Raw genomic sequence first — 14,783 nt, forward strand, 5'->3', positions numbered from 1 at the left:
TAGTGTTTTTCACATTTGATCAAACAGAAGAAATAAATAAGAAACTAAAATATTTAACGGAAAAGATTGAAAAAGAACATGACTATTGTATACTAGATTACAACTAGTCAAAAGTAGTGTACTAATTTAACTATTTTTAAAAGGGTTGCATATTAAACGACATAGTAAATTCAAAAGAGGGAGAAAAAGTATGTCATTTTTAGAATTAAAAGATATTCATAAATCCTATTTTTTAGGAAAAGATGAATTTCCAGTTTTGAAGGGGATCAACTTATCATTTGATAAAGGTGAATTTGTTTCCATTCTTGGTGAATCAGGTGGCGGTAAATCAACACTAATGAATATTATTGGTGGCCTTGATCGAAACTTTTCAGGTGATGTGTTGATCAACGGAAATCGATTAGATCATAAACAAGAAAAGAAGTTAGATGTTTATCGTCGTGAGACGATTGGCTATATTTTCCAAAGCTTTAACCTAATTAATTATCAAACGAACTTGGAAAACGTTGAAACCAGCTTAAACATGACTACTTTATCATCCGCGCAACGTAAACAACGTGCCATGGAATTATTGGAAAAAGTTGGTTTGAGCGAGCATGTTCATAAGTATCCATCACAACTTTCCGGTGGTCAAAAGCAGCGTGTCGCCATTGCGCGTGCGTTAGCAGCAGATCCTGATGTCATGATTGCTGATGAACCAACGGGCGCATTAGATTCTGTGAATACCACTGAAGTACTGGAGCTTCTTGAGCAAATCGCCCAAGAAGGTAAATTGGTTATTGTTGTTACGCATTCACAAGCGGTAGCTAATTACGGAACGCGTATTTTGCACATGGCTGATGGAAAAATTGATGAAGAAAAAAATTTGAAAGACAAGTTTGAGGCACCATCGGCACCTGATCGGTTAACATCGAGACCGTTGTCAACTAGATCAGTTTGGGACATGGCCTTTGATCATTTGAAGTATAAAAAATTACAAAACTTTTTGATTATTCTCGGATCGGCTATTGGTGTTTTCTCGGTAATACTATTCCTCGGATTGGGTAATGGTATTAAAGGGTATATTAATAATCAAGTTAGTTCGTTGGCTAACCCTAACTATCCAACTGTTGTTAAGAACACGTTAGATGATGATGATGCGTCAAGCAATGAACGTGTTCAAGCCAGAGCGCAAGCATCAACAACAAATTACTCGTCGATTGTTTTTTCTGATAATGTAATTAAAAAAGTTAGTAATGTAAAAAATGTTGCCAAGACTTATCAAGGATATGAGTTTAATGGTGCTGTATTCAAGTACGGGAAAGCACAATCACAGGCTGGTACGCAGGTACAAACATGGTCACCAATCTATGCCGACAAAGTCATCAAGGCGGGGCACAAGCCATCTGGTGACAATGAAATTGTGATTGACAAAACATTTGCTCAAAAAGCTAATAAAAATTGGAAATCTTTGATTGGTAAGAATATCACGTATACTTACGTAGCTTATAATCAAAATAATCAAGCAGTTCCTGTGACATCAACAATGAAAATTGTTGGAATCACTGACGGCGGACAAGCTGGTACAGTGTTTGCAACTACATTTGCTGCAATGAAAAAAGACTTAGCAAAGGCTAATGCCATGACCGAAGCTAACTATTTGACATTAAAGGTTAATGATACGGAAAACGTAAAGTCAACAGTGAGTGCGGTTAACAAAATCAAGGATAATGGTAAGCAAGCCGTCGTGGCAGTATCCATTGGTAGTGTGCTAGACACGATTAACACAATTACAAGTTTGGCTTCATATGTATTGGCTGCCATTGCCGGAATTTCATTGATCGTATCAGCGATTATGATTATTGTGACAACTTATATGTCTGTTTCTGAACGTACCAAAGAAATCGGTGTATTGCGCGCACTTGGTGCACGTTCAAAAGATATTCGTGGTTTATTTACAAATGAAGCGCTGTTAATGGGAATCATTTCAGCTGTTCTTGGTATTGTCACAGCTTATCTAGGACAATTTGCTATGAACGCAGCTTTGTATGGCTTAATTAAATTTGATATTGTACAGGTTTCTCTTGGTAATGTTATATTTGCGGTAGTGATTTCTCTTGTTATCGCTCTAGTTGCTTCATTTGTTCCTTCGCGTCGAGCGGCTAATTTGAATACGATTGATGCATTAGCAGCTGATTAATATGTTGAACAAAAAACATTCACTTCTTGTGAGTGTTTTTTTGTTATTGATTAGACATGTTATAAACAAAAATGTCAACAAAAGCTCTAAAATAAATCGGCTAACCTAATTAATATGGCGTTATTATTAACTTAATTGTATTAGCGCCATTCTTGGTTTTAATGGTATAATATTAAATCAGGATATCGCTGGGGGTACAAAACAATGGATAATAACATGAGTCGAATGGCACGTCAAAATCAAGCGCCAAGACCAGACGATAAGCAACCACGAAAACCTAAAAGACGACATAAAAAATGGCGTTGGATTGTTAGTATAATTGTTATTCTGTTGATTATTGGTGGCGTTGTGATATCGATGCTATTGAGTAATATCAAAGAATCGGTTGATACAATGCATCGTAGTGCGAATATTACAAAAGCTCGCGATGTTAACCAAGTCTTAAAAGATGGCAAACCATTTTCAATTTTAGTACTAGGTACAGACACAGGTGCTTTAGCACGTGATCGAACAGGGTTAACCGATTCTATGATGCTAATCACTGTTAATCCAAAATCTAAAACAACGACAATGTTGTCAATCCCTCGTGATATTATGGTTTCAATTGTCGGTCGAGAAGATACTTTTCCACAAAAACTTAATGCTGCATTTCCAATTGCTGGTGTTGGGGCAACGATGTCTACGTTGCAAAACTATTTGAACGTACCAATTGACTTTTACGCTCTGGTTAACATGGGCGGACTTGAAAAAGTTATTGATCAAGTAGGTGGCGTGAAAGTTAAGTCTCCACTAACATTCACTTATCAGCCTGAAAATGACAAGTCTGATGTTTATAAATTTTACACAAATCAAGAAAAATATGAATATGCCTCTGATGGTAAGAATTTTAAAACGTATACGACAATGGATGGCTACGCCGCGTTGTCATTTTCAAGAATGCGTTATGACGATCCAGAGGGAGACTACGGTCGACAAAAGCGTCAACGGCTAGTTTTGAAAGCTTTGGTTAAAAAATCAGCCAGCGCTAAAACTCTACTGAATGCAAAGTTTATGAAATCAATATCTAAAAATGCAGAAACAGACTTAACTTATAATAATGTGACAAAAATTGCTTTATCTTACATGGCAGCCACTAAAAATCAGAAATCTGATCATTTACAGGGCGTTGGTGATATGTATAATGGTGTGAGTTACCAAATGGTGAAAGCATCAGAAAAGCAACGTGTTACAAATCTACTACGCAAATCATTAAACTTGGGCAGTAAAACAACAGGAACACAGTTTGGTAGTTCGGTACCCGTACTATCTTATGGCGTTGCTGAATATAACTTAAATGTTATTGGTGAAACATTAGACGCGCAATAAAAAAATACTTCCCTCATATTTGTTTGAGGGAAGTATTTTTTTATTTGAATTACTCACGTGTTTTTGCTTTGGTAAAGGGAATGCCGTCGCGCCAAAGATAGCCACGATAGTAGCTTTCCATTGATATAATCTGTGTTAACGAGGTGAGTGGTAGTACCCATTTTAGCCAAACAATATCTGTCTTGAAAAATGGGATAGCCATCATGGCAGCAGTCACTAAATAAATTAAAGCCCGCCCCTTTAGTGATAGTTGCCGATCAAAAACAGCTTCGTCAACGTACTTTTGATAATATTTATTGTTGTGTAGCCAACTATCTAGCTTTTTAGAAGATTTAGACCACAAAATTGCGGTTAGAACATAAAATCCTGTTGTTGGCAAGCCGGGAATCCATATCGCGATGGTACCAATAGCAAAACTGAGCGCCCCAAGGGCAATTAATAGTATTTTCATATATATAGTGTACCATCACATGGTACAATTAAACTAATAAAATTGATTAGGATGTCTATATGAGCTATTTAGCAATCGTTGATCTTGGTAGTAATTCTGCCAGAATGGTAGTCGAAGAGCTGCATGATGATGGTACTCATACTGAGTTAATCCGCGAAAAAAGAGACACGCGTATTGCTCAAAATATGGGAGAAGAACTACTATTAAAAGAAACACCAATTTTGCGTACTATTGAGGCGCTAAAATATTTTCAATCTAAATATATCAATTTTCATCCGAAAGTCCGTGCGATTACAACGGCAGCAGTTCGTATGGCTAAAAATCAAACTGAGTTTTTAGATCGTGTCGCACGAGAAACGGGAATTCAGTTTCAAGTTTTGACGGGTGATCAAGAAGCATATTATGATTATTTGGGTGTGATCTCAACCTTAAATGTTACCGAGGGTGTGATTCTAGATACTGGTGGTGCTTCAGTTGAATTGATTGCTGTGGATAATCGACGCAGCAAGGAAGCTGTAAGCTTATCTTTTGGTGCAGTTACTTTATCAGAACAATATCACTTAGCTAATAATATCATGCCGAACAATCTGGCTTCCGCAAGTGATTATATATTAAGTCAGTATAACACGTTGCAGTGGTTGGAAACGCAATACCAAAAGCCAGTTATTTTATTAGGTGGGGCAAATCGTTCGCTCGCGCGTATGGCACGTACACGACTTGGTGAAACCGAAGTAAGTATGATTCATGGATTTGAGATGCCAGTTGACTTAGTTGAGCAGATTTTTGAAGAAATCCGACAGATGACACGAAAAGAACGTGAGAAAATTGCCGGATTAGAAACTTCTCGCGCTGATATTATCGTCAGTGGCTTACTACCATTATTGAATCTTATGAGAAAAATTAATTCACCTAAAGTTATATTTTCAGAAAGCGGGGTTCGCGAAGGTCTAATTGCTGAGACTTTAGCACAGCAGGATGAGTAAAAAATTTTATGAATTAACACCCGATGAGCGTTTACTCGCATTAAATTTAAAAGAAGATATACGATTATCATTTTCAAGTCGTCAAAGCCCAGTTAACGCTCAAATGGTTGAGAATTACATTAGTGATTTTCGCATGCCAATGGGCGTTGTTCATGATATTCTGATTGATGAACAACATTTTAGTGTGCCGATGGCTATTGAAGAGCCAAGTGTGATTGCAGCAGCTAATAATGGTGCCAAAATGTTATCTAATGGGGTTCATGTCATCATTGCGGATACTGCTATGATCGGCCAAATGTTGCTGGTTGATGCTGCTGGTGTGGATGAATTCATTAACTTACATCGCGATGAGATTTTTGCTAAGGCAAAGCAAGCCAAACCATCGATTTATAAACGCGGTGGTGGTTTGCGTGATGTTCGAGTAAGAAACATCTCGAAAACGGAAACGAGTGTTGACTTTATTATCGACACAAAAGACGCAATGGGCGCTAATATTGTTAATACAATTTTAGAAGCAGAATTACCGTTGTTTGAAAAGTTCATACCTTTAGGTGTGATTTTATCTAATTATGCCACAAATCAATTGGTCACAGTGACTGGTGATGTCGATTTTGAGCGCATAGGTGGTCGTGAAGTAGCTCAGAAAATAGTCGCATTAAACCATTTTTCCAAAAACGATCCTTACCGTGCAACTACGGAGAATAAAGGTCTTTTTAACGGCATTAGTGCTGTGGTTTTGGCGACGGGTAATGATTGGCGAGCTGTAGAAGCTAGTGGTCATGCCTATGCAAGTCGTGATGGTCAATACCGTGGTTTAGTAACTTGGACAATTTTAAACGGTAAACTTCATGGTGAGCTGACATTGCCTATATCTGTTGGCACGGTTGGCGGTGCAATTTCGGCTATGCCAGATGCTAAGCAGGCCTTGTCAATCATAGGTGATGTGAATGCTGACACACTTCGTGGTGTGATTTTATCTGTTGGGTTGGCGCAAAATTTAGCAGCCTTAAAATCAATTGCCTCAGGCGGTATTCAACGGGGACACATGCGAATGCAGTATCGCGCGTTAGCGATGCAAGTAGGCGCAAAAACTGATGAAATTGCCGCAGTAGTATCACGGCTAATATCCCTCAGTCATGTGGATGCAAGTGTTGCCAAAAAAATATTAATGGAGATAAGAAATGAACCCAAAAATTAAAGATTTATTGGATAACGTTAATGGTGTCTATCCAGGAACTGTGATGACACGTGTTAATGGAGGAGAGACTGGGGAATTACATATCGACCAAGTTTCACAAGAAATTTTAGGACAACGTTTGCTAATAGAAATTGCTAACAAAACTGAGAGTGATTTCTTGCTTGGTAATGAGTTATTAAAAATGCTATTAACATTAAATGGCATTGCCCCACAAGTATTTTTTGCGCTAACATTCAATGATGGAAAATTAGACGATCAGCTGATACAAATTGCAACGCGCATGCATCGTACAGTTGTTCATGCAATCACCTATCGTGAATTAGCTAAGCAAGGCATTACAACTTCTGCGACGGTAAAGGCTTATTTTTCTGGGCTTAACGCTGAGTTAACGCCTGAAAATGGTGAAGTGGATGATGAAAGTTTATGGCGTTTACTCATGATCTTGGATGCATTAGTATTTGCTAATACGATTTCTGACAGCAGTTTTGTTGCCGAGTTGCAACAAAAATATCCGCTAGCTTACACGGCCGCGAGTTCGCTTATTAAACCTGTAATGGCAGCTGATCTGAAGCAGGCACGTAATATTCGTCATCAAATGGTTTCTTTGTTTGAAGGCATTGACGAAGTATTGACAAGATGGGGCAAACCTACTGTAAACGCTAAAGAATATGTCACATTAACAAGTGTCTTGTCAAAACGTCAATTAGATTTACCAGTTAATCAAGTATTTACAATATATCATTCGGAAATGACCGATTTTCAGACGCAGAAGACAGCTTACGTTGGGCTAAGTAAAAATGATAATCAAAATAGTTTTGTAGTATCGCCACCGGATAATGAAGCTGATAAACCAACCTTTTTCAAAGAACTGTATGCTCTAAAAGTGTCGGAACTATTCCAAAAGTTAGCGCTACCTTACATTGAAAGAGACTAAATTAATTATTATCAGTTAACATTCATAAAGAAAGGATATTCATGTTAGTCACAGCAGAAATTCAAAAGCGCTTTGACAACGCCAAAAATATTGTATTCATGACCGGAGCGGGTGTTTCAACTTTATCAGGAATACCGGATTATCGTTCTAAAGGTGGTATTTATGATGGCATTAGTTTGCAACCTGAATACCTATTGAGTGCAACAGCTTTTCATAATGAGCCCGAAAAACAGTATCAATTTATGATTGATAATATGTACTTTCCCGAGGCTGTTCCAAATGTTATTCACAAAAAAATGGCAGCTTTAACTCGACAAGGTAAGGCCAAAATTATCACGCAAAATGTTGATGATTTGCATGTCAAAGCGGCATCGGATCCAGAAAAATTGATCCGTTTTCATGGCTCATTATATGATGTGTATGCGCCTGTTGATGGCCATAAATCTCCCTATCAGGATTACTTGCATGCAATGAGACGTGCAGACAATGCCTTATTACGTCCGCGAATTACATTTTACGAAGAAATGCCTTTTGACGTTAAAAAATCAGCCTTATGGGTACGAAATGCTGATTTAATTGTTATTGTAGGCACTAGCTTTAAAGTTTATCCTTTTGCTGGATTATTGCAATATGCTAGTCCGGCAGTTCCGGTGATGTCAATCAATTTTGAACGTATTGCTACGCCATTTGATGTGGATCAGATTGTTGGGGATGCAGGCGAATTCTTTTCAGAGTTAAAAGTTTAAATAAATATGAATACCTAAAAAGTAGCAGATTAATCTGCTACTTTTTTAAATATATGAATTATTTTTCAGATAAAGTGTTAAAATAGAATCGAGGTGAAAATATGAAGAAACCAATGGAGCAGTTAAAAATGAAACAAATGCCTTATTTAATAGGTATTTCTTTAAATATGATTTTTGTTTTATCTGAGTTAGTATTTGCTAAATTAGCACATTCAACCGCACTATTTGCTGATGCTTTCCACAACTTAAGTGATGTATTAGCATTAATGATCGCTTGGCTTGCAGTTGTAGTATTTGGTCTACAAGCCACTAAACGGCATACTTATGGATGGCATAATATGTCCATTCTAGCTAGTGTATTTAATACAATTTTGTTAATATTTGCGGTGATAACGATTTTTTACGAGAGTATTCGTAATTTGATTTTGCCAGAAAATACTGTTACTACAGGCTGGTTAGTGATGGTTGTTGCAGCGGTTGGTATCGTGATTAACTTTGCCACTGCTATGCTTTTTAAAGCATCAGGTGTTCCTGATGAACATGGGCATCACCATGAACAAGATTTGAATGCCAAAACAGCTTACATTCATCTTTTAGCTGATGCTGGTGTGTCGGTTGGCGTGATTATTGCTGGACTTTTAATCCAAGTTACTGGCTGGCACGTCATTGATCCTATCGTATCAATGATTATCGGTGTTATTATTGCCGTGACTTCATGGCCAGTTATGAAATCAACATTTAACTTAGCATTAAATGGGGTACCTGATAATGTGAATGAGTCAGACGTTTTGCGATACTTATCAACACATGAAGGTGTGGAACAACTTCACGATTTACACATTTGGCCTCTTTCTACGACTGAAGCTGCCATGACTGTTCATCTATCTGTTAAAAAGAATGTAGATGAACAAGAATTATTAGCAAATATCTCTAGTGACCTACGAGAAAAATATGATATTAGCCATGTCACCATTCAAATTGAAACAAACGAATTTGATCAGTCTTGTAATGTCATTTGATATAAAGATAAAATTATGTCACGTAACTAATTTGTAATATTTTAATAAAATAGCGTTTTACCCCTTTAATACAATGTTTTTCTATCATAAAATTGATAATACACAACTTTATTTTTTGTAAGTAAAAAATTTTTGTTGACGAATTTAGAATTGGGTGTATTATAAAGTATGTATTAGAGCGATTATAGCCGAGTTAGGTAATTTTCATAAGCTTTCAACAGCCAAGTTGAATGAAATTCTTTATGAAATTTATTTAGCACTTGATGTTTTATTTTGGTGTTTATCAATTGTCAAAAAGTGAATATTTCACGATATTTCAGTCAAGTCGAAATTCGTTTATTTAGCTCTGAGGAGAAATCTAAAGGAGAGATAGAATGCAAGATTCTACAAGTGTTAATCCGAAACATCACCTTGTTCAAAAAACTGAGGATGATTTAAGTTTATCGGATGTTAATGGTTCCATAGAAGTACCAGAAAATGGGTCATTTTGGCGTAAATTATTGGCCTTTTCTGGTCCCGGAGCCTTGGTGGCCGTTGGCTATATGGATCCGGGTAACTGGGTTACTTCGGTAGCCGGTGGTGCGCAATACCGTTATACATTGTTGTCTGTTGTTTTAATTTCTAGTTTGATTGCCATGATGCTACAGTACATGGCCGGTAAGTTAGGAATTGTTAAGCAAGAAGACTTAGCGCAAGCAACACGTGATCGTACAAATAAAGTTGGTGGATTCGTACTATGGATCATGACTGAATTAGCATTGATTGCTACAGATATTGCCGAAGTTATTGGAGGGGCTATAGCACTTCACTTATTGTTCGGTTGGTCAATGATTGCATCTGTTCTGACCACAGCTTTTGATGTTATTTTGTTGCTATTGTTGATGAAATTTGGCTTCCGTAAAATCGAAGCTATTGTCATGACATTGATCATTACTATTTTGGTTATTTTTGCTTATCTAGTTATTTTATCAACACCACAATTATCAGCACTGTTTGGCGGTTATTTGCCTCAATTGCAGACTTTAAGCTCACATACGCCAATTGGTGGTGGTGATTCTCAGTTAACATTAACATTGGGAATTATCGGTGCCACTGTTATGCCACATAATCTGTACTTGCATTCATCAATATCTCAGACACGTAAAGTAGATAGAAGTAACAAGTCAGAACTTAAAGAAGCTGTTCGCTTCATGACTTGGGATTCAAATATTCAGTTGTCATTGGCATTCGTTATTAACTCATTATTGTTGATTTTGGGTGCAGCATTATTCTTTGGACATGCTGATAAAGTTGGTACATTTGGTTCAATGTATAACGCTTTGAAGGATAACTCAATTGCTGGTGCTATTGCATCACCAATTCTATCAACATTGTTTGCTGTTGCTTTGCTTGCTTCAGGACAAAACTCAACAATCACTGGAACGCTTACTGGTGAAATTGTCATGGAAGGTTTCTTGCACTTGCGCATTCCAATGTGGCTACGTCGTGTTGTTACTCGTGGTTTGGCATTGATACCTGTTGTTGCCTTCACATTGATTTATGGTGGATCTGAAGGTAAGTTAGATGATTTGATGGTTCAATCACAAGTCTTCCTTTCAATTGCTTTGCCATTTACTATGGCACCATTAATCTATTTCACGTCTTCAAAGAAGATTATGGGAGAAGAATTTGCTAATCCAAAGTGGATTGCAGTCTTAGGATGGATTGCATTTGCTGTTCTGACATATTTAAATGTTCAACTTGTCGTACAACAATTAATGGGATCTTAATCAATATAGATACTAAGCGATACTAAAGGAGAGATAAAATGAGTGAATTAAACTTAAACATCGAACCAACACAATTTAAGAACATCTTAGTTGGTGTTGATGAATCAGAACAAGGTTACTTTGCTTTGGCAAATGCGATTCATCAGGCTAGCGAAGATGGTGCCACATTGACAATAGCAACAATTCTTGAAATGGGGGACCTATCAGCAATCGAAGCGCTACACCTTGACTTTATCAAGGAAAAGCGTGCTGAATTTGAAGCTAACCTTGTTCGTTACAAGGAATATGCGTTGTCAAAAGGGGCTACGAACGTTGAAACAGTTTTCGAAGATGGTTCTAAAGCTGGAGAAGTATTAGTCCAGAAAATTGCGCCACAAGTAGGTGCTGATTTAATTATTGTGGGTGCGCATTCTCGTGAAGGCTTCTGGGGATCATTAGGATCTCAAGCAGCTTACATTGCTCGCCATGCAAAAGTATCTTCAATGGTTGCACGTAAAGAGAATTAAACATCATTAATGAAAAGTCGCTAGATAGCGGCTTTTTTTGTTTTATTTAATACATTACGATATAGAGGCTGTTATAATTAAAATATGAAAAAAGAAGCTATCATAGAACTTGAAAAAATATTTAAACTATTAGGCAATAAACAACGTCTAATTATTTTAGAATTGCTTAGAGAGCGTTCTTACAGTGTTTCAGAGATTATTAATTCTTTAGGTATGGAGCAATCTGCTGTATCACACCAATTGAAACTATTGCGTGAGGCGCAACTTGTTGAAACAGAAAAACGTGGCCGCGAAGTATTGTATGGGTTAAGTGATTCACATATCTTAATTTTATTAGATAATGCGCTTAAACACGTGAGCCACACCATCACAGGGAATGTTAGTGATATAACACGTCAAGTCAAAAAAGAAAAGCCAAAAAAAGGTTGACGAACAAATATTTTACTGGTATTCTAATATAGTTGTTTAATATTTAACGCCGCTGTGGCGGAATTGGCAGACGCGCTGGACTCAAAATCCAGTGGTGGCAACACCGTGTGGGTTCGACTCCCACCGGCGGCATCAACGAAAGTAGTAAACATAAAGCATTACACAATTATTGTGTGGTGCTTTTTTTGATTGTTATTTTTAAAAATGATGTTTTGTATCGTAAATGTAATACATTTTGTGTGCAAATGTTTTTCATTGTGCTAGAATAAAAAAATAGAGTAAATTTATGATGAGAATTTAGCGAGGAAAATATAATGAAAAATTGGCAAAAACTCACACTTGTGGGAGTAGCCCTTGTAGCGGTAGTTGGTGGCACTCGTGCTGCTGGATTGTGGGGAAATAGTGGGAACAGCAATGATAAGACACTTCGCTTTTCATTACCAACACCACTAAACGGGTTAGATTCAGCGACAATTACTGATGAATATTCGATAACAGTTGTTGGTAACGCTGGTGAAGGCTTAATGCGAGCCGATAAAAATGGCAAGCCACAACCAGCATTAGCTAAGTCAGTTAAGTCATCTAGTGACGGTAAGACCTGGACAATCAAGCTGCGTAATGGGCTTAAGTGGTCCGATGGTAGCAAGTTAACTGCTAAAGATGTTGTGTATGCTTGGCAACGTGCCAATGATCAAAAAACGGCTTCGGAGTATGCCTATTTGTATAGCGGTATTAAAAATGCTGATGCTATTCAGGCAGGTAAAGTTGATAAGAAGGACCTCGGAATTAAAGCGAGTGGGAATACATTAACTGTTTCACTAGAAAAGCCAATGCCACAATTTAAGAGCTTGCTAACATTTCCAACATTTTTCCCACAAAAGCAAAGTTTTGTTGAGAAATATGGCAAAAAATATGGCACAACCGCAAGCAAGACATTATATAATGGTCCGTATACTTTTAAAGGATGGAATGGAACCAATAACAAGTTTAAACTTGTGAAAAACAAGTATTATTGGGATGCAAAAAATGTTAAAACACCTGAAATTGATTTGCAAGTTGTTCAAAAGCCAGAAGTGGCTGTACAAATGTATAAGACGGGTAAGTTAGATTCAGCACTGGTTAATACGCCACAATTGTCACAGGCCAATAAAACAAATAAGGGCTACCGAATAACACCACAAGCCACAACGGTATTCTTAGCATACAATCAATCAGGAAATGTTAAAGCTCTAAATAACAAAAAAATTAGACAAGCACTGAATATGGTTACGAATCGTTCTGAGTTGAATTCCCAAGTTCTATCGGGCACTTCAACACCAGCAACATCATTTACACCTAAAGGCTTAAGTACTGTGAATGGTACGGATTTTGCCACATATGCTAAGCAAGATTATACGTATAATAAATCAGAGGCACAGAAACTATTCAAAGAAGGACTAAGTGAACTAGGTGAAGAGTCGATTACGCTTGAAATTGAAGCTGATACAGACCGAGTAGCAAATGCCAAAGATGTAGTCAACTATCTTCAAGGACAATGGAGTAAAAACTTGCCAGGTCTAAAGGTTACCGAAAAATTTGTACCATTTAAGCAGCGTTTGCAAGATGGAACTGACGCTAATTTCCAAGTTATGCTGACACAATGGGGAGCTGATTATGCCGAACCAACAACATTCCTGGATCTGGCTTCAACTGGCAATGCAAACAATTATAATCATAATTCTAATGCCGATTACGATGCTTTATGGAATAAGGCTAAGGGAGCTGATGCGACGAATGATACAAAGCGAGCTGCTGATGAAAAGGGACTTGAGAAGATTATTCATCAAGAAGCAATTTTGAACCCACTATATTATCAGGCACAGCCAGAATTGGTTAACCCCAACATTACTGGTTTCTATCATCATGCGGTCGGTGTACCACTGGACTTTAAGTTAGCTGCTCGTAAATAATGATTAGATAAAAAAGCACGCTAGAAAGCGTGTTTTTTTATTAGGCAATATGGTAAAAAAGAAAATAAAAAACCACGAAGCAGAATCTAAATCAAACTTGCTTCGTGGTTGCTGCAATCGAATCGACCGCTTTTCCTATTAAGCGGCCAAAACGATTGAGCGTTTTCCGTTAGAATTACTCAAAAGTTATGACCCCCTTTCCTAGATTGCTTATATAATAAATCTACTAAGCAGAAAAGTCAAACCTTTTGTTCTGGTATAATTAATTGAATAATATATAGAGGTAAAATAATGACGATTCCACTTATTTTTGATACTGATCCCGGCATTGATGATGCAGCAGCAATCGCAATTTTGTTAACTAATGATGACTTTGAAGTACGTTTGATTACGTCTGTTGCCGGTAATGTTTCGGTTGATAAGACAACAAACAATGTTTTGAAATTAACACACTATTTTAATCGACCAGACGTTAAGGTGGCCCGTGGTGCTGAGAAACCACTAGTCAAACCATTTAAGGATGCATCAAATATTCATGGGAAGAGCGGAATGCCAGGTTATGAATTTGGCGAGCTTTCTACCAGAACTATAAGTAAAAAAGCTGTAGATGCTATTCATGAAACGCTGAATAGCTATGATGATCAAACGACATTAGTAGCCGTTGGTGCATTCACTAATATCGCAAACTTAATTCAAAAGTATCCACAAGATTTACAAAAAATAGAGCGATTAATCGTAATGGGTGGTTCGCTTACCGGTGGGAATTTAACATCGGTGGCAGAGTTTAACGTATTTACAGATCCGGACGCAGCGAAAATTGTTTTTGAAAGTGATTTGGATATCACAATGATTGGGCTTGATGTTACTGAAAAAGCGTTGTTAACCAAAAAATCTATGTCTGAATTACTTCAGATGAATGAGACCGGAAAAATGCTGATGGGACTGTTTGGACACTATCAAGATGGTTCTAATGCTGGTGGTAAACCAATGCACGATGTCAATACACTTTATTACTTACTGCACCCTGAAAAATACAAATTAGAAGATTTATGGGTTGATGTCGTGACAGATGGACCTGCGATTGGTGCCACGGTAGCTGACATTCTTCATAGTACGCATAGCCAAACGAATGTTCATGTTGCTAAGGATATCGATGTACCTGCATTCAATGCTTGGTATTTACTACAAATTTCTGGTATTTCTGATGGAAATATTAATGCTGGAAGGCTTGAAAATTAAGCGTTTTTTAGGTATT

The 14,783-nt window shown here is 37.3% G+C and carries 13 protein-coding genes and 1 tRNA gene; 13 read left to right on the top strand and 1 reads right to left on the bottom strand.

Annotated elements, in window-relative coordinates:
- The first annotated feature begins 190 nt into the window (after positions 1-190).
- Both RHP64_RS01620 and RHP64_RS01625 read left to right on the top strand, forming a co-directional pair.
- Positions 191-2,179: an ABC transporter ATP-binding protein/permease gene (locus RHP64_RS01620; RefSeq protein WP_011679205.1), complete on the top strand. Its 1,989-nt coding sequence runs from the start codon at positions 191-193 to the stop codon at positions 2,177-2,179.
- Between the two features lie 204 nt (positions 2,180-2,383).
- Positions 2,384-3,544, top strand: coding sequence for an LCP family protein (locus RHP64_RS01625; RefSeq protein ID WP_025267739.1), 1,161 nt, complete (start codon positions 2,384-2,386; stop codon positions 3,542-3,544).
- A gap of 49 nt (positions 3,545-3,593) precedes the next feature.
- Here RHP64_RS01625 and RHP64_RS01630 read toward each other — a convergent pair whose 3' ends face one another.
- The gene (locus RHP64_RS01630; RefSeq protein ID WP_025267740.1) at positions 3,594-3,995 is read right to left on the bottom strand and encodes a YbaN family protein; all 402 of its coding nucleotides are present in this window, start codon (positions 3,993-3,995) and stop codon (positions 3,594-3,596) included.
- 59 nt (positions 3,996-4,054) lie between these two features.
- Between RHP64_RS01630 and RHP64_RS01635 the strand changes: the two genes are divergently transcribed.
- The 11 genes from RHP64_RS01635 (at position 4,055) to rihC (ending at position 14,767) form a co-directional block, all read left to right on the top strand.
- On the top strand, positions 4,055-4,978 hold the full coding sequence (locus RHP64_RS01635) for a Ppx/GppA phosphatase family protein (RefSeq protein WP_011679208.1): 924 nt from the start codon (positions 4,055-4,057) through the stop codon (positions 4,976-4,978).
- Positions 4,971-6,176 (top strand): hydroxymethylglutaryl-CoA reductase, degradative, encoded by a 1,206-nt coding sequence (locus RHP64_RS01640; protein WP_025267741.1) that lies wholly within the window; start codon positions 4,971-4,973, stop codon positions 6,174-6,176. Before RHP64_RS01635 ends, RHP64_RS01640 begins: the two co-directional genes overlap by 8 nt.
- Positions 6,160-7,110 carry a hypothetical protein gene (locus RHP64_RS01645; RefSeq protein ID WP_011679210.1) on the top strand — a complete coding sequence of 317 codons (951 nt, stop codon included), beginning with the start codon at positions 6,160-6,162 and terminating at the stop codon, positions 7,108-7,110. Before RHP64_RS01640 ends, RHP64_RS01645 begins: the two co-directional genes overlap by 17 nt.
- 41 nt (positions 7,111-7,151) lie before the next feature.
- A complete protein-coding gene (locus RHP64_RS01650) occupies positions 7,152-7,856 on the top strand; it encodes an NAD-dependent protein deacylase (RefSeq protein WP_025267742.1) in 705 nt (234 codons plus the stop codon).
- A gap of 101 nt (positions 7,857-7,957) precedes the next feature.
- Positions 7,958-8,875, top strand: coding sequence for a cation diffusion facilitator family transporter (locus RHP64_RS01655; RefSeq protein ID WP_011679211.1), 918 nt, complete (start codon positions 7,958-7,960; stop codon positions 8,873-8,875).
- A 374-nt stretch (positions 8,876-9,249) separates the two neighbouring features.
- Complete coding sequence (locus tag RHP64_RS01660; RefSeq protein ID WP_014324264.1) at positions 9,250-10,644, top strand: Nramp family divalent metal transporter; 1,395 nt, start codon at positions 9,250-9,252, stop codon at positions 10,642-10,644.
- Between the two features lie 38 nt (positions 10,645-10,682).
- The gene (locus RHP64_RS01665; protein ID WP_010290864.1) at positions 10,683-11,150 is read left to right on the top strand and encodes a universal stress protein; all 468 of its coding nucleotides are present in this window, start codon (positions 10,683-10,685) and stop codon (positions 11,148-11,150) included.
- A gap of 84 nt (positions 11,151-11,234) precedes the next feature.
- Positions 11,235-11,579 carry an ArsR/SmtB family transcription factor gene (locus tag RHP64_RS01670; protein WP_025267744.1) on the top strand — a complete coding sequence of 115 codons (345 nt, stop codon included), beginning with the start codon at positions 11,235-11,237 and terminating at the stop codon, positions 11,577-11,579.
- A 48-nt stretch (positions 11,580-11,627) separates the two neighbouring features.
- Positions 11,628-11,711, top strand: a tRNA-Leu gene (locus RHP64_RS01675).
- 182 nt (positions 11,712-11,893) lie between these two features.
- Positions 11,894-13,528 carry a peptide ABC transporter substrate-binding protein gene (locus tag RHP64_RS01680; protein ID WP_025267745.1) on the top strand — a complete coding sequence of 545 codons (1,635 nt, stop codon included), beginning with the start codon at positions 11,894-11,896 and terminating at the stop codon, positions 13,526-13,528.
- Positions 13,529-13,819: 291 nt separating this feature from the next.
- On the top strand, positions 13,820-14,767 hold the full coding sequence (gene rihC, locus RHP64_RS01685) for a ribonucleoside hydrolase RihC (RefSeq protein WP_014324267.1): 948 nt from the start codon (positions 13,820-13,822) through the stop codon (positions 14,765-14,767).
- The last annotated feature ends 16 nt before the right edge of the window (positions 14,768-14,783 follow it).

The sequence above is a fragment of the Leuconostoc sp. XM4 genome (assembly GCF_055698815.1).